A 19,859-nucleotide genomic window follows, 5' to 3' on the forward strand; every position below is an offset into this window, starting at 1 on the left:
TTACGTGGATTTGCCCGCCTACCGTGGTCGGCATGGTCACACGGATTGCGCTGACGGGCCTCGGCGGGCTCCTGGCTCTCGCCCCACTGACCCTCTCCCCCCTCGAATGGGGCTCCGGCCCCCTGACCGTGGACAGCCTCCACGGCATCGTCTACACGGCGCACCGCGGCGGCGCCCTCGAGGTCCCGGAGAACAGCATGTCGGGCCTGACGGCCGCCTACGCGCGCGGTACCGCGCAGGTCCTCGACTTCGACACCCGGATGCTGCGCGACGGCACGATCGTGGTCATGCACGACCCGACCCTGGACCGCACGACCTCCGCGTCGGGCCCGGTGGACAGGCTCGACGCGCGGCAGTGGGCGCGCGTGCGGATGCGCCCGAAGGCCTCGCTGCCCGGCCGCTGGCGCGCCGAGCCGCTGCCGACGGCCGACGAGGTCCTCGACCGCCTGGGCGGGCGCATCGTGCTGACCCTGGAGGCGAAGGACCCGCGGAGCCTGGACGGGCTCGCCGCGATGATCCGGCGCCGGGGCCTGGTCAAGTCGGTGTTCGTGAACTCCAACGACCCCGCCGTCGCCCTGCGCGCCCACCACATGGGCCTCACCTCGCAGCTGTGGCGCTCGAAGACCCAGATGCGCACGGACCGCCCGGCGCGCTGGGCCCGGTTCGTCGACCTGCTCGACGTGGACTACCAGGCGCGCGACGCCGATCTCACACGGGCCGCGCGGTCCGGCATCCCGCGGGTGTGGGCGCACACGGTGAACTCGCCGCGGCAGCGGGACCGGGTGCTGCGGCTCGGCTGCAACGGCGTGATCTCGGACGCGCCGGGCCTGCTGGCCCGCACGCCGTCGGACGCGCGGGCGCGGGTCAGCGCGGGCTGAGCCCGTAGAGGGCGTACTCGACGAGGGCGTCGGCGTAGGCGTGGTCCAGGGGGCCCGTGCCCTGGAGCCAGCGCTGGGCGAGCGGCGCGGAGAACAGGTCGCGGGCGATGTACGGGTCGACGTCGGCACGGATCTGACCGGCGTCCTGCGCGGCGCGCAGCCGGCGTGCGTACAGCTCGAGGGAAGGCATCAGGAGGCGGCCGACGAACTCCTCGCCGAAGGCCGGGTTGGCGACCCCCTCGGCGGCGAGGGCGCGGGCCGGGGCGTCGTAGCGGGGGTCGAGCAGCTCGTCGACGGTGGCGCGCAGGACCGCCTTGAGGTCGGCCTCGATGTCGCCGGTGTCCGGGATGCCGTCCGCCTCCGCCCAGTCGCCCGCGCCGGCCGCCTCCGCCGCCTGGACGCCGAGGTCGATGAAGGCCTCCATGAGGACCTCCGCCTTGGAGGACCACCAGCGGTAGATCGTCTGCTTGCCCACGCCCGCGCGGGCGGCGATGCCCTCGATGGTCGTCTTGGGGTAGCCGATCTCGCCGACGAGGGCGAGGGCGGCGTCGTAGATCGCGCGGCGTGAGCGCTCGCTGCGGCGGTTGGAGTCGGGAGCGGTCTTGTGGGCCATGGCTCGAATGTATCAGCGAGCGAGGCGAGACGTACCGTCTCAACTCTCTTGACAAGACGATCCGTCTCGCCGACAGTGGATGTCGTTGGCGAGACGCCTCGTCTCGCTCCGGGCGGTTCGACTCCTGCCCGGGACAGCACCATTCGAAGGTCGAAGGGAGACCACGATGAGCCGAGGTGGATCCGGGAACATGCTGGGCGTCGGCGGCACCCGCAGCAATCTCTCCCGCAAGACCCTGCGCGGCGGCGGCCGCGGCGGCCGGGTCGGCGGCGGGCTCGACCCGCAGGCGCAGAAGCGGGAGCTGCTGCGCAGGCTCCGGGAGGAACGCACGGCGGGCGAGGGTTCGTGACGCCGTCGTGAGAGCGGGGCCCGGGCGGGTGGCGGCCTCTGAGCGTGGCGGGGTCGGCGGGCTGTGTGCCGGTGGCACGCGGGCCGGTGGGTTGCCGGCCCGCGACAACCGGGCCGGTGACACAGAGGGACCACCCGTTCGGTGCACAGCGGTGAGGGCTCCTCACACCGCACCATGGGCGCATCTGCCACTGCGGTCGTGAGGAGCCCTCATTGCCTGGTCGCCGCGCCACACCCCGGCGTTACCTGATGTGCCCACCGGCACACTTCGAAGTCACGTACTCGATCAACCCCTGGATGGATCCCGCCAAGCCGGTCGACGTCCCGCTCGCGCTCGCGCAGTGGGAGGACCTGCGGGACCGCTACCGCTCGCTCGGTCACCGCGTCGACGAGCTCGAACCCCTCCCCGGCCTGCCCGACATGGTCTTCGCGGCGAACGGCACGACCGTCGTCGACGGACGGGTGCTCGGCGCCCGCTTCGCCCATCCCCAGCGCACCGCCGAGGCCGCGGCCCACCTGAACTGGTTCAGGGAGCGCGGCTACGCGGCGGTCCACGAGCCCGTCCACATCAACGAGGGCGAGGGCGACTTCGCGGTCACCGCCTCGTACGTCCTGGCCGGCCGCGGCTTCCGCTCCAGTCCGCTCTCGCACCCCGAGGCGCAGGAGTTCTTCGGCCGCCCGGTCATCGGCCTCGACCTCGTCGACCCGCGCTACTACCACCTGGACACCGCGCTCGCCGTCCTCGACGACGGGGCGGACGAGGTCATGTACTACCCGGACGCGTTCTCGCCGGGCAGCCGGGCCGTCCTCGAACGCCTCTTCCCCGACGCGCTGATCGCCACCGAGCCGGACGCCGCGGTTTTCGGCCTGAACGCCGTCTCCGACGGCCTCCATGTGCTGCTGCCGCAGGCGGCCGTCGGTCTGTTCGAACCGCTGCGGGCCCGTGGGTTCGAGCCAATCGGAATGGATCTCTCGGAGCTGCTCAAGGGAGGCGGCAGCGTGAAGTGCTGCACGTCGGAGCTTCGCGGTGAGGAGTCGCGCGCCGGCCTGGAACTCGGGGCCTGAGCCGGTCCGCCGAGTGCGGGCCGCGTCGTGGCTGCGAGTGCGGGCCGCGTCGTGGCTGCCCGCACACCACGGCGAAACGGCGGGCGGCACCCCCGCGTCACCCCCTCTACGGGGCCGGAGGCCAGGCGTCGCCCCAGTCGGCGTCGCGGGCCGCCCGGTACAGCGGCCCGTGCCGCTTCGTCACCGTCTCCCGGCCCAGCGCGCCCTCCGCCTCGCACAGGTCCAGGAGTACCTGGCCCTTGCGGATCTGGGGACGGCGGGTGATCCGGGCCGCGGGACGCTCGGGCGCGAACCGGGTCGCGGCCACGTAGCTGAACTTCTCGTCCTCGTACGCGAGGGAGCCGCCCTTGACCTGACGGTGCAGCGACGACCTGCTGACCCGGGCCGAGAAGTGGCACCAGTCGGTGCCGGGCTCGATGGGGCAGGCCGCGCTGTGGGGACAGGGCGCGGCGACGTGGAATCCGGCGTCGATCAGGCGCCGGCGCGCCTCGATGATCCGCTCGTAGCCGTCGGGGGTGCCGGGCTCGACGACGACCACGGCCCCGTCGGGGCTCGCGGCGGCGGCCGCGGCGTCGACCACGGCGCGGCGGTCGTCGGCGGTCAGCTCCTTGAGGACGTACGACACCGTCACGAGATCGGTGCTCTCGATAGTGAGCGCCGCTCCGATACGTGAGCGCTGCCACCGCGCGGAGGCCAACCGGTCGCAGGAACCGGCCAGTTCACGCCCGAGGGCGAGCGCCGGCTCGGCCCAGTCGAGGACGGTGACATCGCGCTCGCCCGCCCAGGTGTCGGCGACGGCCCAGACCGCGGCGCCCGTCCCGCCGCCCACGTCGACCTGGCTGCCGGGCGCCCAGCCCTCCGGTGCCGCGTCGGCGAGCGCGCCGAGCGCCGAGCGGACCGCCTCGAAGGTGGCCGGCATCCGGTACGCGGCGTAGGCGGCGACGTCGGCACGGTCCCGCAGGATCGGCGCGTCCGTCGGGGTGGTCCCCCGGTAGCTCGCGATCAGCCGTTCGACGGCGCGCGCCGCCTGCGTGGGCGGCAGCCCGTCGAGCAGCCCCGCGAGGGCCGCGCGCAGGGTGTCGGCCGGGGAGGCCGGCGAGTAAGAGGAGAGGGGGGCGTTCACCCCGTGATTCTACGGTCGCCCCGGGGGCCGCCTACGCGCCCGCGGCCCGCGCGAGACGCGTCGCCGCCGAGGCGCGCGGCCCGTTCTGCGGGGGCCTGCGGCGCGGGTGGACCGTGTTCGCGAGGAGGATCAGGAACGTGTCCGTGACGCGGTCGAGGACGAGCGACGTGCCGGTGAACCCGCAGTGTCCGGCCGCGCCACGGCCCGCGAGCTCGCCCATGAACCAGGGCTGGTCGAGCTGGAAGCCGAGGCCGGGGGCCGTGAGCATCAGCTCGACGTAGTCGGGGCCGAGGATGCGTGCGGTGCCGTACGAGCCGCCGTTGAGCAGGGTGCGGCACAGGACCGCGAGGTCGTACGCCGTGGAGAAGAGGCCCGCGTGCCCGGCGACGCCCCCGAGGGCCCAGGCGTTCTCGTCGTGGACGATGCCGCGCACGAGGCCCCGGTCTGCCTTGGCCCAGGGGCGGCGCTGGTCCTCGGTGGCGGCGGCGCCGGGGTGCGGGCCGAAGCCCGTCGCGGTCATGCCGAGGGGCCGGGTGATGCCGTCGCGCACGAGGGCGTCCAGGGGGCGCTGCGCGATGCGCTCCAGGACGTGCTGGAGCAGCAGCATGTTGAGGTCGGAGTAGAGGTGGGCGCCGGGCGGGGACGACGGGGCCTCGGTGCGCAGGGCCGTCAGGCGCGCCGCGTCGTCCGGGCAGTCGTACAGCGGGAGTTCTGGGCGCAGGCCCGAGGTGTGGGTGAGGAGCTGGCGGATCGTGACGTCGTGCTCGGCGGCGGCCGTGAACTCGGGGACGTAGGCGCCCACCCGCGCGTCGATGCCGAGGGTGCCGCGCTCCAGCTGCTGCACGGCGGCGACGGTCGTGAAGAGCTTGGTGAGGGAGGCGAGGTCGAAGACCGTGTCGGGGCGCATGGGGACGCGGGACGCGGGCGGGAGCTCGACGCCCCGGTCAGCCGTCTCGTCGTAGGCGAGGTACCGCATCGCCCAGCCCGCCGCCTCGTGCGCGGCGACGACCGGGCCGCGGCCGGCGAGGACGACGGCGCCCGCGCACCAGGGGCGCGCCCCGCGGGGCAGTTCGCGCACGTCCTGGACGAGGCGGCGCAGCTCTTCGGAGTCGAGCCCGGCGCGTTCGGGGGTGCCGGGGCGCAGTCGTGGGGTACTCAGTGCTCCGCCTCCCGCGTCGGCTCGGTCCCGCGCCGCCAGGGGCGGCACAGTCCCATGAAGCATGCGATGGCCGCCAGGGCGCAGGCCAGCTGGACCACCGCCATCGGGACGGCGGTGTCCTCGCCCGCGATGCCGACGAGCGGTGAGGCGATCGCGCCGACCAGGAAGGAGGAGGTGCCGAGGAGCGCGGAAGCGGAGCCCGCTGCGTGCGGGGTGCGCATCAGGGCGAGGGCGTTGGTGTTGGGCATGGCGAGGCCCATCGCGGACATGAGGACGAACAGTCCGGCCGCGATCGGTACGAGTCCCACGTCGCCGAAGACCCCGGTCGCCATGAGCAGGAGCGCGGCGGAGGCGAGCGCGATGACGCAGAGGCCGACGGCGAGCGCCTTGTCGAGGCTGACGCGGCCGATGAGCAGCTTGCCGTTGATCTGGCCCACGGCGATCAGGCCGACCGAGTTGATGCCGAACAGGAGGCTGAAGGTCTGGGGCGAGGCGCCGTAGATCTCCTGGACCACGAACGGCGATGCGCTGATGTACGCGAACAGCGCGGCGAAGGCGAAGCCGCCCGCGATCATGTAGCCGGTGAAGACGCGGTCGGTGAGGAGGCCGCGCATGGTGCGCAGCGCCTCGGCGGTGCCGCCGCCGTGCCGCCGTTCGGGGGCGAGCGTCTCGGGCAGGCACTTCCAGACGAGGGAGGTCAGCGCGATGCCGACGACGGTGAGGACGACGAAGATGCCGCGCCAGTCCGTGATCCGCAGGACCTGGCCGCCGATGAGGGGCGCGACGACCGGGGCGACGCCGGAGATCAGCATGAGGGTGGAGAAGAAGCGCGCCATCTCGACACCGTCGTACAGATCGCGCACGACCGCCCGCGCGATCACGATGCCGGCGGCCCCGGCGAGGCCCTGCATCAGGCGGAAGCCGATGAGGAGCGGGGCCGTGGGGGCGAGGGCGCAGACCGCGGTGGCGACGATGTAGACGAGGAGGCCGACGAGAAGGGGGCGCCTGCGGCCCCACTTGTCGCTCATCGGGCCGACGGCGAGCTGTCCGAGCGCCATGCCGGTGAGGCAGGCGGTGAGGGTGAGCTGGGCGGTGGCGGCCGAGGTGTGCAGCGCGTCGGTGACCTCCGGCAGTGCCGGGAGGTACATGTCCATGGACAGCGGGGGTACGGCGGTGAGTCCGCCGAGTACGAGGGTGACCAGGAAGCCGGTGCGGCGGCGGGCGGTGAGCGTGGGGCCCGCGACGGGTGGTGCCCCGGGTATGCGCTGCGCTTCACGCGCGGACGCGTGCTGGCGGCCGTGATCCGGCATGCGGTTCCCCTCCCGGTCGTTCATTCGATTACCTATGCTCTCAGCTCAGGTGCATTGGTTGAGACCACATTTCGTGACGTGCCGGCCAGGGCAGTGGCCGGGACCTGGCAGGGGGCCTTCAGTGGTGGAACGTGAGCGTGTGCGGTGGGGCGTCCTGGCGACCGGGGGCATCGCCGCGTCCTTCACGGCGAATCTTCTCGACATGCCGGACGCGGAGGTCGTCGCCGTGGCGTCCCGCTCCGACGCCTCGGCGAAGGCGTTCGCGGAGCGGTTCGGGATCCCTCGGGCGTACGGGGACTGGTCCTCGCTCGCCGAGGACGAGGACGTCGACGTCGTGTACGTCGCGACCCCGCACTCCGCGCACCGCGCGGCCGCCGGGCTGTGCCTGGAGGCGGGCCGGGCGGTCCTGTGCGAGAAGGCGTTCACGCTGAACTCGCGCGAGGCGGAGGAGCTGGTGACGCTCGCCCGCAGCCGCGGCCTCTTCCTGATGGAGGCCATGTGGATGTACTGCCATCCGCTGATCAGGAGGCTGAAGGCGCTGGTCGACGACGGCGCGATCGGTGAAGTCCGCACGGTGCAGGCCGACTTCGGCCTCGCCGGGCCCTTCCCTCCGGCACACCGGCTGCGGGATCCCGCGCAGGGCGGGGGCGCGCTGCTCGATCTGGGCGTGTATCCGGTGTCGTTCGCTCACCTGATCCTCGGTGAGCCGTCGGAGGTGACCGCGAGAGCGGCGCTCTCGGACGAGGGCGTCGATCTCCGCACGGGAATGCTGCTCTCGTGGGAGAGCGGCGCTCACGCGCTGCTCAACTGCTCCATCGACGCGGGCACTCCGGTCACCGCGTCGATCACGGGCTCCAAGGGCCGTATCGACATTCCGCACGGCTTCTTCTACCCGGACCGGTTCGTGCTGCACCGCGACGGGCGGGAGCCGCAGGAGTTCACGGCGGAGCCGGGGGACGGGCCGCGCGACAGCCTCCGGCATGAGGCGGGCGAGGTGATGCACCGGGTGCGGGCCGGCGACACGGAGTCGCCGCTCGTGCCGCTGGCGGGGTCGCTCGCCGTGATGCGCACCTTGGACTCCGTCCGGGAGCGGATCGGGGTGCGGTATCCATCGGAGGGGTAGCGGCATCCCGGCCGGCACATTGCGGTTTCGTCGCCGGGTGACGCCCGGAGAGGGCTTGTCGCGCAGTTCCCCGCGCCCCTGACGACAAGTACCTGCGCCTCCGAGAAGGCGGCCCCGGGCCCGCTCGAAAGGAAGCTGCCCGCGCCGATGAAGCGACTCCCGCGCCCCCGAAAAGCACTCAGGGGCGCGGGGTGGCGGCGGCCGCCCCCGTTATGCCGGGCGCAGCCCCTGCTTGCCCACCGCCGTCACGAACGACGCCGCCGTGGTGATCGGGGCTCCCGGCGTCGTCACCGCCGGGACCGTCTTGAAGTCGGCGCGGGCCTCGTGCTCGCCGAGCGCGACCGTCACGTAGCCGCGGCGTCCGTTGTAGAACTTCAGGTGCGGGTTGGCCTGGGTGTAGGTGCCCCAGTTCGCCGGCTTGTCCGAGCCGTCCTTGCCGCTGCTGATGGACGTGGCGACGATCTCCGTGCCGAGGGTCTTCGACGACGGGTCGTCGAAGTCGTCCTTGATGTCGAAGGCGTAGCCGACGTGCACGTCGCCGGTGAGCACCATCAGGTTGTCGACGCCGGCGGCCCTGGCTCCGGCGAGGACCCTCTGGCGCGAGGCGCGGTAGCCGTCCCACGCGTCCATGGACACCTTCGCGGCCGCGTTCAGGTCGAGCTTGCGCTGCGAGAAGGTGACCTGCTGCGGGACGACGTTCCACAGGGCGCGCGAGCGGCGCCAGCCGTCGATCAGCCACCGCTCCTGCGTGGCGCCGGTGATGGTGCGCGCCGGGTCGTCCGACTCGGGCCCGGGGACGTGGGAGCCGTCGCCGTACGCCTGGTTGGAGCGGTACTGGCGGGTGTCGAGGATGTCGAACTGGGCCAGCTTGCCCCAGGTCAGGCGCCGGTACATCTGGGCGTCGGGACCCTGCGGGAGTTGCGGGCGGCGCAGGGGCTGGTTCTCCCAGTAGGCGCGGTACGCGGAGGCGCGGCGCAGCAGGAACTCGGCGGGCGGGCCGTCCTGTTCGTCGATGTCGTCCGCGTAGTTGTTCTCGGTCTCGTGGTCGTCCCAGGTGACGATGAAGGGGTGCGCGGCGTGCGCGGCCCGCAGGTCCGGGTCGGACTTGTAGAGCGCGTACCGCAGCCGGTAGTCCTCCAGCGTCACGGTCTCGCGGTTGAAGTGGGCGGGCAGTACTTCACCGCCCGTGTAGGCGCGGGCGCCGCCGGCGGAGTTCACGGCGTACTCGTAGAGGTAGTCGCCGAGGTGGAAGACGACGTCCACGGAGGGGTCGGCGGCGAGGTGCTTGTAGGCCGTGAAGTAGCCGTCGTGGTAGGCCTGGCAGGAGACCGCGGCGAGGGTGAGGGCCGAGGTGCGGGCGTGGGCGGAGGGCGCCGTGCGCGTCCGGCCGGTCCCGCTGACCCACTTGCCGGCGCGGAAGCGGTAGTAGTAGACGCCGCCCGGCGCGAGGTGGTCGACCTCGACGTGGACGGAGTGGTTGAACTCGGGGTGCGCGGTGGCCGTGCCGCGTCTGACGACGCGCCGGAAGCGCTCGTCGTGCGCGAGCTCCCACTCGACGGCTACGCGCTGGGCGGGCAGTCCGCTGTCCGCCTCGTACGGGGACGGGGCCAGGCGCGTCCACAGCAGGACGGAGCCGGGCAGCGGGTCGCCGGAGGCCACGCCGAGCGTGAACGGGTCGGCGGTGATCTTCCCCGCGTCGAACTCGGCGGCGCTCGCGGTTCCCGCGGCCGGCAGGTTCGTGGCGAAGGCGAGCGCGGCGGCGGCTCCCGTGACGGTGAGGAAGCGGCGGCGGCCCAAGTGGCCCGCCGCGACGCGCAGTTCGGGCGAGTGCTGGTTCGGATGGCGTCCTTCGGCTGTCATGTGGCCCTCCCCTGACGGTTGCTGTCAGAGGAAATTGGAGTGCCGCGGGACGACGGTGACCTGTCATGCGCACGGCCGCCACATGGCGGATGAGTGATCTCCGTATGACCCCTCCTGCCGTACGCTCCGGGGCCATGAACGCTCAGAACAACGCCCCGGAACCGCACGTACCGACCGCCGTGGTGACCGGCGCGGGCTCCGGCATCGGCCGGGCCGTCGCCGTCGAACTGCTGCGCGCGGGCTGGCAGGTGGCGCTCGCGGGCCGCCGCACCGAGACCCTCGACGCGACGGCGGCCCTCGCCCCCGAGAGCGCGGCCAGGTCACTCTCGGTACGCACCGACGTCTCGAGCCCCGAGGACGTGGCCGCCCTCTTCTCCTCCGTGCGCGACCGGTTCGGCCGCCTCGACCTGCTCTTCAACAACGCGGGCACGTTCGGGCCGGCGGTCCCGGTCGAGGACCTGGAGTACGACGCCTGGCGCCACGTCGTCGACACGAACCTCAACGGCGCGTTCCTGTGCGCGCAGGCGGCGTTCCGGCAGATGAAGGAGCAGGACCCGCAGGGCGGCCGGATCATCAACAACGGCTCCATCTCGGCACACACGCCGCGGCCGCGCTCGACCGCGTACACGACGACGAAGCACGCGCTGACCGGGCTGACGAAGTCACTGTCCCTGGACGGGCGTCCGTACCGGATCGCGTGCAGCCAGATCGACATCGGCAACGCGGCGACCGACATGACGGAACGCATGCAGACCGGGATCCTCCAGGCCGACGGAAGGCTGGCGCCGGAGCCGGTGATGGATGTCGCGGACGTGGCGCGCACGGTGCGGCACATGGCCGAGCTGCCCCTGGAGGCGAACGTGCAGTTCGCGACGGTCCTGGCGACCAACATGCCGTACATCGGGCGCGGTTGAGAGGTTAATCTCCACAAGCGGAATGGGACCTACCACCCCAATTCAGGGCAGCGCTGCCCGTATGCTCAGCATCTCTCCATGAGAACTTCACAACCGGAGCACACTTTGCGCACACGTTCCACGGTCACCGCCGCCCTGGCTGCCGGCGCCCTGTCGGTCTCGCTGCTCGCCACGTCCCCGGCCTCCGCGGCCGCCCACCAGGGCGGTCTGCACCTGGGCTACATCCAGTACGACAGCCCCGGCAGCGACAACCGGTCGAACTCCTCGCTGAACGCGGAGTGGGTGAACATCCACAACAACACCCGCTCCGCGATCCAGCTCAAGGGCTACAAGCTCAAGGACAACACCGGCTACACGTACACGTTCGGCAGCTACAACATCGGCGCCGGCAAGACCGTCAAGGTCCGCACCGGCAAGGGCACCAACGCCTCCGGTGTGCGCTACTGGGGCCGCGGCTCGTACGTCTGGAACAACACCGGCGACAAGGCCCGCCTCATCAAGCCGAGCGGCGCTCAGCTCGACTCCTGCTCGTGGGGCGACGGGCCCGGCGGGATCAGCTGCCACTGAGCCACTTCCGAGGGGGAAGGCGGGCAGCCGTTCCACGGCCCGGGGCAGGGGGGACCTGCCGACGGGACCGCGGGAGGACCCGGGCCGCGCTGCGGCTGCCCGCGCTACGCTCCCCCGTCATGAACACCAACTCCGACGTGCTGCGGTACACCGCCTTCACCACGGACCCCGCGGGCGGCAACCCCGCCGGTGTCGTGCTCGACGCGCATGCGCTCGACGACGAGGAGATGCTCGCCATCGCGGCGCGCCTCGGATACAGCGAGTCGGCGTTCCTGACCCCTGCGCCCGGCGGCGCCCCCGCGTCCGACGGCGCGCAGCGCTCGTACACCGTGCGTTACTTCAGCCCCAAGGCCGAGGTCCCGTTCTGCGGGCACGCCACCGTGGCGACGGCCGTCGCGCTGGGCGAGATCCACGGCCCCGGCGACTACCTCTTCTCGACGCAGGCCGGCGAGGTGCCGGTGACGGTCGACCGGGGCGCCGACGGCACCCCGCGCGCGACGCTCACGAGCGTCGAGCCGCACATCACCGACGTGGCGCCCGACGATCTGGCCGAGGCGCTCGCCGCGCTCGGCTGGCCGGCCGCCGATCTCGACCCGGCGTTCCCGCCGCGCATCGCGTACGCGGGTGCCCGCCACCTCGTCCTCGCGGCCGCCACCCGCGCGCGGCTCGCGGACCTCTCCTACGACTTCGCGCGCCTCGAGGCCCTGATGCACCGCCTCGACCTGACCACGGTCCAACTGGTGTGGCGTGCCTCGGAGTTCGTCTTCCACGCCCGTGACCCGTTCCCGGTCGGCGGTGTCGTGGAGGACCCCGCGACGGGCGCCGCCGCGGCCGCGTTCGGCGCGTACGCGCGCGCACTCGGACTCGTCCCCTCCGAGGCGGTCCTCACCCTCCACCAGGGCGAGGACATGGGCCGCCCGGGCGAGCTGACGGTGACACTGCGCGAGGGCGACCCTCGGGTCCGGGTGAGCGGCGCGGCGGTACGGATTCCCGGCTGACCGGTAGTGCGGACCGGGGAGTTACGCCTGACCGGTCTCGAAGCGGGTCACCTTGCCGCCCGCCACGACGAACTGCCACTTCGTCCGCATCTCGCCCCAGGCGTCGTTGCGGTAGAGGGCGGTCAGGGCCAGGCCGTGCGCGTACTCCTTCTCGATCTCCATGTGTCCGTTGGAGTCGAAGATCTCGCGGCCGGTCCAGTCCTCGATGTCCCGGTCGGACCCGTCGTCGGACATGGTCGCGCCGGGCGCGAGGGCGGCGCGGAAGGCCTCCCGGTCGTGGGCGTTCACCGCGGTGACGAAGGCCCGGACGGCCGGGTCGCTGAGCTTGGTTGTCTGGATGGGCATTACGCCTTCTCCTGCCTCTCCTTCCGGCGCCACGGTTCCGGACCTTCCGGTCGTTCGTCGCCGGGTCGGGGCCCCGGCCCCACGGGGGCCCGGGCCCCCGGCCCAGACTCACACCGCGGCCCGGGACACGCCACCCGAACGGGCCCGCGCGCCGGGTGCCGCGGCCCGGCCTGCCGGACCGTAGGAGCATGACCTGTCACAAGCACCGTAGGACCATGACCTGCCACAAGCCTTGTGTGGACCGCAAAGACCTGGGACTGCTCGTGCTGCGCGTGGGCACGGGCGGTGTGCTCGCCGCGCACGGAGCGCAGAAGCTGCTCGGCTGGTTCGGCGGCGGGGGCCTGCGCGGCACGACCGCCGCGATGGAGGCCATGGGCTACGCCCCGCCGAAGGCGAGCGCCCTGGCCGCCGGCCTAGGCGAGGCGGGCGGCGGCGTCCTGCTCGCCCTCGGCCTCGCCACCCCCGTCGGCGGGGCCGCCGCGGCGGGCACGATGGCCGGCGCGGCCGCGGTGCACGCGCCCAACGGCTTCTTCGCCCAGGGCGGCGGCTACGAGTACCCGGCCTTCCTCGGCTTCATCGCGGCGGGACTCGCGGTGACCGGCGCGGGCCGTTACTCCCTCGACCACGCGCTCGGCCACACCCTGGACCGGCACTGGATGGTCCCGGCCGCGCTCGTGGGCAGCGCCGCGGCGGCGCTCGCGGTCGTGGCATCGCGCAACAAGCGGGTGCGCGGGCCGGGTCCGCAGCCGGGTCCGGGAGAGTATTCCCCGGAGGGCACGGACGAGTAGCCCATCCGTGGCAGGCTGCGGGTATGTCCGACACCACGCGGCCCAGCGCCCGGCACGACCTCGCCCCGCCCACGTACGACAGCGTGTGGGAGACCGTCGACGGGCTGCACGCCTGGCTCGAATCGCACAACCGCCGCAGCGCGGACGAGGCCCTTCTGCTGCGGGTGCTGAAGCTGTCGGAGGAGGTCGGCGAGGTCGCCCAGGCGGTCATCGGCGCGAAGGGCCAGAACCCGCGCAAGGGCGAGAGCCACTCCTGGCAGGACGTCGAGTCGGAACTGTGCGACGTCGTGGTGACGGCCCTGGTCGCCCTGCGCTCGCTCACCCCTGAGGCCCCCGAAGTGCTGGCGGCGCATCTGCGCCGGGTGGCGGAGAGGTCGCTCGCCTCGTGATCGTCCGGCCGGCGCGCGCGGCGACCGTCGTCGGCACGACGGAGCGGGCGCCGGGTGACGTGGCGGCGCGGATCGCGGAGCACGCGGGCTGAAGCCCTTCGTGTTCGGCAGGGTTAGGCTCGGCGTGGATCGCGGTCCGGACGGCCGGGATCACGGATCAGGCGGCCGGGATCAGGGATCACCGGCGCGGAAACGGGGGCCCGGCATGGGCAGGTTCGACGGCGGCGAGGTCATCGCGGTCAGCAGCAACGAGACGTACTCCTTCACGAAGCCGAACCGGGAGAGCATCACGCTGCTCGCCGGGCTCGGTGTCGAGGGCGACGTGCACGCGGGCGTCACGGTCAAGCACCGCTCCCGCGTCGCGAAGGACCCGACGCAGCCGAACCTGCGGCAGGTCCACCTGATGCACGAGGAGCTGTTCGCCGAGGTCGCCGAGCAGGGCCACGACGTGGCTCCCGGCGACCTCGGCGAGAACGTCACGACGACCGGTATCGACCTCCTCGCCCTGCCCGCGGGCACGCTCCTGCATCTGGGCGAGGGCGGCGCCGTCGTCGAGGTCACGGGCCTGCGCAACCCGTGCCGGCAGATCGACCATTTCCAGGACGGGCTGCTCAAGCGGGTCGTCGGGCGCGACGAGAACGGGGCGGTCGTCCGCAAGGGCGGGATCATGAGCGTGGTGCGGACCGGTGGCGTGGTGCGCCCCGGCGACGCGATCCGCGTGGTCCTGCCGGCCGGGCCGCACGTCGCGCTGGCAGCCGTCTGATGATGCCCGAGTCGGAGATCCCCGTCGTCGCCCCGTACGACCCGGCCTGGCCGGAGCGGGGCCGCGCGCTGTGTGCCGAACTCGGCGCGGCGCTGGGCCCGATGGCCCTGCGGACGGAACACATCGGCAGCACGGCCATCCCCGGAATGGCGGCCAAGCCGGTCTACGACCTCCAGGTGAGCGTCGCCGACCTCGACGAGGCGGAGGCCGCTTTCGCGGGCCCCCTCGCGGACCTGGGCTTCCGGATCTCCCCCTACCGCCGCGACCACGTACCGGCGGGCCTGGACGACGTACCGACCCGCTGGGCCAAGCGCTTCTGGTCCCGGCGCGGCACGCCCGCGGAGCCGGTCAACCTGCACGTACGTCTCGCCGGCTCCCCCAACGAACGCCTGGCCCTGCTCTTCCGCGACTGGTTCCGCACCCACCCGGAGGCGGTCACGGCCTACGCCCACTTCAAGTACGCCCTCGCCTCCCGGGTCGCCGACACCGGCACCTACGCCGACGTGAAGGACCCGGTGGTCGACCTGGTGGTGGCCGTCGCGGAACCCTGGGCGGCCGAGACGGGATGGACGGCGGAACCCGGCACCTGATCCCAACTCCCCCTGGCTGCCCGGTGACTTCCCGGTGAACGGCTACGATCGCGGGCACCGCACCGGGATGTCCGAGGAAATGGGGAGTCGGCCGTGGAGCAACCGCCGCGTCTGGGCGTCGCGATCGTGACGATGGGCAACAGGCCCAGGGAGGTCGACGCCCTCCTGGCGGCGGTCGCGAAACAGGACGTGCCGCCGACGCGGGTCGTCCTCGTCGGCAACGGCTCGCCGCTGCCCGACTTCTCCGGCTCCGGCCTGCCCTTCACCGTCACGACCGTCGAACTCGACGACAACCTCGGCTGCCCCGGCGGCCGCAACGTCGCCCTGGCGCGCCTGCGCGACTTCGGCGACGTGGACGTGGCGGTCGAGCTCGACGACGACGGGCTCCTCGTCGACGCGGACGTCTTCCGTACGGTCCGCGACCTGTACGCCGGCGACCCGCGCCTCGGCATCGTCGGCTTCCGCATCGCGGACGAGCACGGCGAGACGCAGCGCCGCCACGTGCCGCGGCTGCGCGCGAAGGACCCGATGCGGGGCGGTGAGGTGACGGCGTTCCTCGGCGGCGGCCACGCGTTCTCGATGCGCATGCTCGCCGAGACCGGCGACTGGCCCGCCGACTTCTTCTTCACGCACGAGGAGACCGACCTGGCCTGGCGCGCCCTGGACGCCGGGTGGAAGGTCGTCTACGAGCCGTCGCTCCTGCTCCAGCACCCCAAGACCTCGCCCGCCCGGCACGCCGTCTACCACCGCATGACGGCCCGCAACCGCGTCTGGCTGGCCCGCCGCCGGCTCCCGCTCCCCCTGATCCCGCTCTACCTCGGCACCTGGACCCTCCTCACGCTCGCCCGCACCCGGTCCGCCGGGGGCCTGCGCGCGTGGGCGGGCGGCTTCGTGGAGGGCGTCCGCACGCCGTGCGGGGGCCGGCGGCCGATGCGCTGGCGCACCGCGTGGCGCATGACGCGGCTCGGGCGGCCACCGGTGATCTGAGCCGGTTCGCGAGCGGCGCAGCGGGACATGGTGCGTAGGGAGCCCGACAGGCGCACCCTGGAAATAGCAGTCCCGGAGGTGATCACGATGTCGGCACAGACCGCTGTCGGATGGCATGTCGAGATGGAATTCGAGGAAGACACACACCGCACGCGTGCCGCCGCGCTCGTCCGGCTCCCCGACGGGAGCGAGGTACGGGCCCATGGCTACGCGAGCCGCCACCCCTCCGACGCGAACCAGCCACGCGTCGGCGAGGAGGTCGCGGGAGCGAGGGCGCTCAACGAGCTGGCGATGAAGATGCTGACGAAGGCGCACGACGAGATCGACGAGGCGTCGGGCCGGACGTCGCACATGTTGCGGTGAGGCTGATTGTCACCGGATTCTCCCCGGGCAGGGCACCGTCCACGGCAGCCGAGGAGTTGGCACAGGTCAAGGACCTGGCAGGCAGACGAGTCGGGCTGTACGCCGGGTTCTGTCGCCCGGTCGCCTCGCGGCGGCCGGGGAGACGGCCATCCATCTAGGGCCCGCATTGCTACGGGCCTCGTGCGGTCTACCCGCGGACTCGGGCGGGCAGCCCTCGAACGTCCGCGCAGAGTCGCCGAGGCGGCTCCTTTTGACCTTGCTCCAAGTGGGGTTTACCTAGCCGCCTGAGTCACCTCAGGCGCTGGTGGTCTCTTACACCACCGTTTCACCCTTACCGAGGGCCTTGCGGTCCCCGGCGGTCTGTTTTCTGTGGCACTGTCCCGCGGGTCACCCCGGGTGGCCGTTAGCCACCACCTTGCCCTGTGGAGCCCGGACGTTCCTCGGGAGAAACCCTGGTGAAAGGGCTCCTCACGCGGCCGTCCGCCCGGCTCGTCTGCCGTGCCGACCATGCTACCCGGCGCTCAGGCCGGGGCGAACTGAACCTTCGCCGCCCCGGGGTCCGCCTGCGTCAGCCGTACCCGCAGCCGCTCCCCCAGCGGCAGCGGAGCCGTACCGCCCTCGATGCGGGCGACGACCGCGGGGTCGGTCAACTGGACGGTACCGACGGCCGGTTCGTGGTCCTTCACGTCGACGACGCACGCCTCGAAGACATCGCCGATCCGGTCCTTGAGGAGCGCCGCCTCGACGATGTCCACGCAGCCGCGCTCGACGGCGTTGGCCCGGCGCGTGCCGTCCGCCATCTCCTTCGGCAGGCCGGGCAGCGCGGCGAGCACCCACTCCGGGGGCGGGCTGCCCGCGCAGGCGGCCAGGCACAGTTCACAGGCGTAGCGGTCGGCGAGGCGGCGCAGCGGGGCCGTGCAGTGGGCGTAGGGCGCGGCGACCGCGGCGTGGACGGTGAGCTCGGGCAGCGTGCCGCCGCTGAACACGGTGTAGCCGGCGCCGCGCAGGAGCGTCGTGCACTCCTGGAGGAAGGCCGCGTGGTGCGGCTTCCTCGGGTCGAGGGAGCGGATGAGCTGGGCGTACGGGACGTGGTGCGGCCAGTCGATGTGCAGGGCGTGGGCCGTGCGGCGCAGGCGGCCGACGGCGCCGTCGGGGGCGGCGGGCAGGGTGCGCAGGATGCCGGTGCCGGCGGCGAGCATGAGGTCGGCGGCGGCCATGCCGGTGAGCAGGGAGATCTGGGCGTTCCAGCCGTCGGCGGGGAGCGGGGCGCGGTAGCCGAGCTCGTAGCGGCCGTCGCGTTCGGTGATCTCCTGTTCCGGGACGTTGAGGGAGATGCCGCCGCGTTCGGTCTCCAGCTGTTCGCGCAGGCGCCCGATGTCGCGCAGCAGCGCCACGGGTTCCTCGGCGCTGCCGTCGTCGATGGCCCGCTGCACGCCTTCGTAGTCGAGCTTGGCGCGGCTGCGGACGGTGGCGCGGGCCACGTCGGTGGCCACGGTGCGCCCCTCGGCGTCGAGGTCGAGCGTCCACAGGACGGCGGGGCAGGTCTGGCCGGGGAGCAGGCTGGCGGCGCCCTCGCTGAGCACGGTGGGGTGCAGGGGGACCTTTTCGTCGGGGAAGTAGAGCGTGGTGACGCGGCGGTGGGCCTCGGTGTCGAGGGGGCCGCCGGGCGTGACGTACGCGGCGACGTCGGCGATGGCGTAGCGGACCCGGTAGCCGCCGTCGCGGCGCGAGAGGTGCATCGCCTGGTCGAGGTCGACGGAGGCCGGCGGGTCGATCGTGAAGAAGGGGATGTCGGTGGCGTCCCTGCCGCCCGGTTCCGGCGGGTGCGGGGCCGCCGCGGCTCGTTCCGCCTCCGCGAGGGCGTCGGCCGGGAAGGCCCCGGGGACGTCCAGGGTCGTACGCAGTTCACGCAGTGCGGCACGCAGCGGGGCCTCGGCTGCGCCGGTCACACGGAGATGACGGCGGGGCATGCACCGAGCGTAGGACGGGGCGGGGACGTCGGCACGCCGTGACCGGGCCCCCAAGGCCGCGGCGCCCTCGGATTCGGGGCGCCCCGTGTTCCCCGGCACCCCCTTCCCTTCCGTACGCTTTCGCTGGGGCCGCACCCCCTGTTCCGCATCACTGTCCCGAGGAGTCCGATCGTGCTCGTGCTGCTGCCGCCGTCCGAAGGCAAGGCCCCGTCGGGCCGCGGCGCCCCGCTGAAGCCTGAGTCGCTGTCCCTGGCGGGGCTCGCCGGGGCGCGGCAGGCTGTGCTCGACGAGCTGGTCGAGCTGTGTGCCGCCGACGAGGACAAGGCCCGCGAGGTGCTCGGCCTCAGCGAGGGACTGCGCGGCGAGATCGCGAAGAACGTGGAGCTGCGCACGGCGGGCGCGCGCCCGGCCGGTGAGATCTACACGGGGGTCCTCTACGACGCGCTCGGTCTCGCCACCCTGGACGCGGCGGCGAAGCGCCGGGCGACGCGTTCGCTGCTGGTGTTCTCGGGCCTGTGGGGCGCGGTGCGGGTGAGCGACCGGATTCCTTCGTACCGCTGCTCGATGGGTGTGAAGCTGCCGGGGCTCGGGGCGCTCGGCGCGCACTGGCGCACGCCGATGGCGGAGGTGCTTCCCGAGGCGGCCGGGGACGGGCTGGTGCTCGACCTGAGGTCGTCCGCGTACACGAGTGCGTGGAAGCCGAAGGGGGAGGTCGCGGGGCGTACGGCGACGGTGCGGGTGCTGCACGCGCAGACGGATCCGGTGACCGGTGTGGAGAAGCGCTCGGTCGTGTCGCACTTCAACAAGGCGACGAAGGGCCGGATCGTGCGCACGCTCCTGGAGACCGGCACCACGCCCGCGGACCCCGCCGAGCTGGTCGAGGCGCTGCGGGATCTCGGCCATGTCGTGGAGGCGCAGGCGCCCGCGAAGGCGGGGGCGGCGTGGGCGCTCGACGTGGTGGTGACGCAGATCCACTGAGTAGTGGTGACGCAGATCCACGGAGTACCAGTCCCGAATGCATTGCAGCATGCGCAACGCCCTTTGCGCATGCTGCACGGCACGGGGCAGGATGGCCCCATGACTGATTCCTCCGTGCTCGATCTCGCCCCTGTCGTACCCGTCGTCGTCGTGGAGGACGTCGCCGACGCCGTGCCGCTCGCACGGGCGCTCGTCGCGGGCGGTCTGCGGGCGATCGAGGTGACGCTGCGGACGCCGGCCGCGCTGGACGCGATCCGCGCCGTCGCGAACGAGGTGCCGGACGCCGTCGTCGGCGCGGGCACGGTCATCTCACCGCAGAACGTCGCCGACTCCGTCGCGGCCGGAGCGCGCTTCCTGGTCAGCCCCGGCTGGACCGACACGCTGCTCGACGCGATGAAGGGGTCCGGGGTGCCGTTCCTGCCGGGCGTCTCCACGACGTCGGAGGTCGTGGCACTCCTGGAGCGCGGGGTGAGCGAGATGAAGTTCTTCCCCGCGGAGGCCGCGGGCGGTGTGCCGTACCTGAAGTCGCTGGCCGGTCCGCTGCCGCAGGCGCGGTTCTGCCCGACCGGCGGTGTCTCCCTCGGCTCGGCCCCCTCGTACCTGGCGCTCAAGAACGTCGGCTGTGTGGGCGGCAGTTGGATGCTTCCCACCGACGCCGTCGCGGCGAAGGACTGGGCGCGGATCGAGACACTGGCCCGCGAAGCAGCCGGCCTCAAGTAGCCCGGACG

General features: G+C 73.0%; 22 protein-coding genes and 1 other RNA gene. 15 read left to right on the forward strand and 8 right to left on the reverse strand.

Translation table 11 applies throughout. The features are described from left to right. Positions 1–32: 32 nt before the first annotated feature. Complete coding sequence (locus tag LGI35_RS15295) at positions 33–878, forward strand: glycerophosphodiester phosphodiesterase (protein WP_227294390.1); 846 nt, start codon at positions 33–35, stop codon at positions 876–878. Here LGI35_RS15295 and LGI35_RS15300 read toward each other — a convergent pair. Further along, positions 865–1,491 carry a TetR/AcrR family transcriptional regulator gene (locus tag LGI35_RS15300; RefSeq protein WP_227294391.1) on the reverse strand — a complete coding sequence of 209 codons (627 nt, stop codon included), beginning with the start codon at positions 1,489–1,491 and terminating at the stop codon, positions 865–867. The genes LGI35_RS15295 and LGI35_RS15300 overlap by 14 nt on opposite strands. A gap of 166 nt (positions 1,492–1,657) precedes the next feature. On the opposite strand from LGI35_RS15300, the gene LGI35_RS15305 reads away from it, so the two are divergent. Together LGI35_RS15305 and ddaH are read left to right on the forward strand one after the other, a co-directional pair. Further along, positions 1,658–1,840 carry a DUF6243 family protein gene (locus tag LGI35_RS15305; protein ID WP_116502378.1) on the forward strand — a complete coding sequence of 61 codons (183 nt, stop codon included), beginning with the start codon at positions 1,658–1,660 and terminating at the stop codon, positions 1,838–1,840. Between the two features lie 212 nt (positions 1,841–2,052). Continuing rightward, complete coding sequence (gene ddaH, locus LGI35_RS15310; protein ID WP_341483364.1) at positions 2,053–2,904, forward strand: dimethylargininase; 852 nt, start codon at positions 2,053–2,055, stop codon at positions 2,902–2,904. A gap of 106 nt (positions 2,905–3,010) precedes the next feature. On the opposite strand, the gene LGI35_RS15315 is transcribed toward ddaH, so the two are convergent. From LGI35_RS15315 to LGI35_RS15325, 3 genes are read right to left on the reverse strand one after another with little or no spacing between them, the layout of a single operon-like run. Continuing rightward, positions 3,011–4,027, reverse strand: a complete 1,017-nt coding sequence (locus LGI35_RS15315; protein ID WP_227294393.1) for a small ribosomal subunit Rsm22 family protein — start codon at positions 4,025–4,027, stop codon at positions 3,011–3,013. 31 nt (positions 4,028–4,058) lie between these two features. Continuing rightward, complete coding sequence (locus LGI35_RS15320) at positions 4,059–5,249, reverse strand: serine hydrolase domain-containing protein (RefSeq protein WP_227294394.1); 1,191 nt, start codon at positions 5,247–5,249, stop codon at positions 4,059–4,061. Further along, entirely contained in the window at positions 5,183–6,496 is a 1,314-nt protein-coding gene (locus LGI35_RS15325; protein ID WP_227294395.1) for a multidrug effflux MFS transporter, read from the reverse strand. The genes LGI35_RS15320 and LGI35_RS15325 overlap by 67 nt, the downstream gene beginning before the upstream one ends. A 124-nt stretch (positions 6,497–6,620) precedes the next feature. On the opposite strand from LGI35_RS15325, the gene LGI35_RS15330 reads away from it, so the two are divergent. Continuing rightward, positions 6,621–7,619, forward strand: coding sequence for a Gfo/Idh/MocA family protein (locus LGI35_RS15330; protein ID WP_227294396.1), 999 nt, complete (start codon positions 6,621–6,623; stop codon positions 7,617–7,619). A 210-nt stretch (positions 7,620–7,829) separates the two neighbouring features. Here LGI35_RS15330 and LGI35_RS15335 read toward each other — a convergent pair whose 3' ends face one another. Next, positions 7,830–9,479, reverse strand: a complete 1,650-nt coding sequence (locus LGI35_RS15335) for an alkaline phosphatase D family protein (RefSeq protein ID WP_227294397.1) — start codon at positions 9,477–9,479, stop codon at positions 7,830–7,832. A 134-nt stretch (positions 9,480–9,613) separates the two neighbouring features. Here LGI35_RS15335 and LGI35_RS15340 point away from each other — a divergent pair, with 134 nt between their 5' ends. From LGI35_RS15340 to LGI35_RS15350, 3 genes are all read left to right on the forward strand, one after another. Further along, positions 9,614–10,393 carry an SDR family oxidoreductase gene (locus tag LGI35_RS15340; RefSeq protein ID WP_227294398.1) on the forward strand — a complete coding sequence of 260 codons (780 nt, stop codon included), beginning with the start codon at positions 9,614–9,616 and terminating at the stop codon, positions 10,391–10,393. 105 nt (positions 10,394–10,498) lie between these two features. After that, on the forward strand, positions 10,499–10,960 hold the full coding sequence (locus LGI35_RS15345) for a lamin tail domain-containing protein (protein ID WP_376539959.1): 462 nt from the start codon (positions 10,499–10,501) through the stop codon (positions 10,958–10,960). A 119-nt stretch (positions 10,961–11,079) separates the two neighbouring features. Next, positions 11,080–11,958: a PhzF family phenazine biosynthesis protein gene (locus tag LGI35_RS15350; RefSeq protein ID WP_227294400.1), complete on the forward strand. Its 879-nt coding sequence runs from the start codon at positions 11,080–11,082 to the stop codon at positions 11,956–11,958. Between the two features lie 21 nt (positions 11,959–11,979). On the opposite strand, the gene LGI35_RS15355 is transcribed toward LGI35_RS15350, so the two are convergent. Next, the gene (locus LGI35_RS15355; protein ID WP_227294401.1) at positions 11,980–12,303 is read right to left on the reverse strand and encodes a nuclear transport factor 2 family protein; all 324 of its coding nucleotides are present in this window, start codon (positions 12,301–12,303) and stop codon (positions 11,980–11,982) included. A 215-nt stretch (positions 12,304–12,518) separates the two neighbouring features. On the opposite strand from LGI35_RS15355, the gene LGI35_RS15360 reads away from it, so the two are divergent. The 6 genes from LGI35_RS15360 to LGI35_RS15385 all read left to right on the forward strand — a co-directional run bounded on the left by LGI35_RS15360 (position 12,519) and on the right by LGI35_RS15385 (position 16,183). Beyond that, positions 12,519–13,091 carry a DoxX family protein gene (locus tag LGI35_RS15360; protein WP_227294402.1) on the forward strand — a complete coding sequence of 191 codons (573 nt, stop codon included), beginning with the start codon at positions 12,519–12,521 and terminating at the stop codon, positions 13,089–13,091. A 23-nt stretch (positions 13,092–13,114) separates the two neighbouring features. Further along, positions 13,115–13,480, forward strand: coding sequence for a MazG-like family protein (locus LGI35_RS15365; protein WP_227294403.1), 366 nt, complete (start codon positions 13,115–13,117; stop codon positions 13,478–13,480). 205 nt (positions 13,481–13,685) lie between these two features. Further along, positions 13,686–14,243 carry an MOSC domain-containing protein gene (locus tag LGI35_RS15370; RefSeq protein WP_227294404.1) on the forward strand — a complete coding sequence of 186 codons (558 nt, stop codon included), beginning with the start codon at positions 13,686–13,688 and terminating at the stop codon, positions 14,241–14,243. A gap of 2 nt (positions 14,244–14,245) precedes the next feature. Beyond that, entirely contained in the window at positions 14,246–14,833 is a 588-nt protein-coding gene (locus LGI35_RS15375; RefSeq protein ID WP_227294405.1) for a GrpB family protein, read from the forward strand. 132 nt (positions 14,834–14,965) lie between these two features. Continuing rightward, positions 14,966–15,820 carry a glycosyltransferase family 2 protein gene (locus tag LGI35_RS15380; RefSeq protein WP_376219721.1) on the forward strand — a complete coding sequence of 285 codons (855 nt, stop codon included), beginning with the start codon at positions 14,966–14,968 and terminating at the stop codon, positions 15,818–15,820. 87 nt (positions 15,821–15,907) lie between these two features. Next, positions 15,908–16,183 (forward strand): DUF1876 domain-containing protein, encoded by a 276-nt coding sequence (locus LGI35_RS15385; RefSeq protein ID WP_116503665.1) that lies wholly within the window; start codon positions 15,908–15,910, stop codon positions 16,181–16,183. An 82-nt stretch (positions 16,184–16,265) separates the two neighbouring features. Here the strand turns inward: LGI35_RS15385 and rnpB are convergent. Together rnpB and LGI35_RS15395 are read right to left on the reverse strand one after the other, a co-directional pair. After that, positions 16,266–16,675, reverse strand: an RNA gene (gene rnpB / locus LGI35_RS15390) — RNase P RNA component class A. A gap of 29 nt (positions 16,676–16,704) precedes the next feature. Then, complete coding sequence (locus LGI35_RS15395) at positions 16,705–18,153, reverse strand: RNB domain-containing ribonuclease (RefSeq protein ID WP_227294407.1); 1,449 nt, start codon at positions 18,151–18,153, stop codon at positions 16,705–16,707. 171 nt (positions 18,154–18,324) lie between these two features. Between LGI35_RS15395 and yaaA the strand changes: the two genes are divergently transcribed. Together yaaA and eda are read left to right on the forward strand one after the other, a co-directional pair. Then, a complete protein-coding gene (gene yaaA / locus LGI35_RS15400; protein WP_227294408.1) occupies positions 18,325–19,131 on the forward strand; it encodes a peroxide stress protein YaaA in 807 nt (268 codons plus the stop codon). A 99-nt stretch (positions 19,132–19,230) separates the two neighbouring features. Beyond that, positions 19,231–19,851, forward strand: a complete 621-nt coding sequence (gene eda, locus LGI35_RS15405) for a bifunctional 4-hydroxy-2-oxoglutarate aldolase/2-dehydro-3-deoxy-phosphogluconate aldolase (protein ID WP_227294409.1) — start codon at positions 19,231–19,233, stop codon at positions 19,849–19,851. Positions 19,852–19,859 lie beyond the last annotated feature (8 nt).

The organism is Streptomyces longhuiensis (assembly GCF_020616555.1).
In the GTDB taxonomy this organism is placed as follows: domain Bacteria; phylum Actinomycetota; class Actinomycetes; order Streptomycetales; family Streptomycetaceae; genus Streptomyces; species Streptomyces longhuiensis.

Coding starts and splice junctions, on each gene's coding strand:
- LGI35_RS15320 (WP_227294394.1), bottom strand. CDS start 5,249: ATGCTTCATGGGACTGTGCCGCCCCTGGCGGCGCGGGACCGAGCCGAC.
- LGI35_RS15325 (WP_227294395.1), bottom strand. CDS start 6,496: ATGCCGGATCACGGCCGCCAGCACGCGTCCGCGCGTGAAGCGCAGCGC.
- LGI35_RS15370 (WP_227294404.1), top strand. CDS start 13,686: ATGGGCAGGTTCGACGGCGGCGAGGTCATCGCGGTCAGCAGCAACGAG.
- LGI35_RS15385 (WP_116503665.1), top strand. CDS start 15,908: ATGTCGGCACAGACCGCTGTCGGATGGCATGTCGAGATGGAATTCGAG.
- LGI35_RS15305 (WP_116502378.1), top strand. CDS start 1,658: ATGAGCCGAGGTGGATCCGGGAACATGCTGGGCGTCGGCGGCACCCGC.
- LGI35_RS15295 (WP_227294390.1), top strand. CDS start 33: ATGGTCACACGGATTGCGCTGACGGGCCTCGGCGGGCTCCTGGCTCTC.
- LGI35_RS15340 (WP_227294398.1), top strand. CDS start 9,614: ATGAACGCTCAGAACAACGCCCCGGAACCGCACGTACCGACCGCCGTG.
- LGI35_RS15375 (WP_227294405.1), top strand. CDS start 14,246: ATGCCCGAGTCGGAGATCCCCGTCGTCGCCCCGTACGACCCGGCCTGG.
- LGI35_RS15395 (WP_227294407.1), bottom strand. CDS start 18,153: ATGCCCCGCCGTCATCTCCGTGTGACCGGCGCAGCCGAGGCCCCGCTG.
- LGI35_RS15380 (WP_376219721.1), top strand. CDS start 14,966: ATGGGCAACAGGCCCAGGGAGGTCGACGCCCTCCTGGCGGCGGTCGCG.
- LGI35_RS15335 (WP_227294397.1), bottom strand. CDS start 9,479: ATGACAGCCGAAGGACGCCATCCGAACCAGCACTCGCCCGAACTGCGC.
- LGI35_RS15350 (WP_227294400.1), top strand. CDS start 11,080: ATGAACACCAACTCCGACGTGCTGCGGTACACCGCCTTCACCACGGAC.
- LGI35_RS15355 (WP_227294401.1), bottom strand. CDS start 12,303: ATGCCCATCCAGACAACCAAGCTCAGCGACCCGGCCGTCCGGGCCTTC.
- LGI35_RS15300 (WP_227294391.1), bottom strand. CDS start 1,491: ATGGCCCACAAGACCGCTCCCGACTCCAACCGCCGCAGCGAGCGCTCA.
- LGI35_RS15365 (WP_227294403.1), top strand. CDS start 13,115: ATGTCCGACACCACGCGGCCCAGCGCCCGGCACGACCTCGCCCCGCCC.
- eda (WP_227294409.1), top strand. CDS start 19,231: ATGACTGATTCCTCCGTGCTCGATCTCGCCCCTGTCGTACCCGTCGTC.
- LGI35_RS15360 (WP_227294402.1), top strand. CDS start 12,519: ATGACCTGCCACAAGCCTTGTGTGGACCGCAAAGACCTGGGACTGCTC.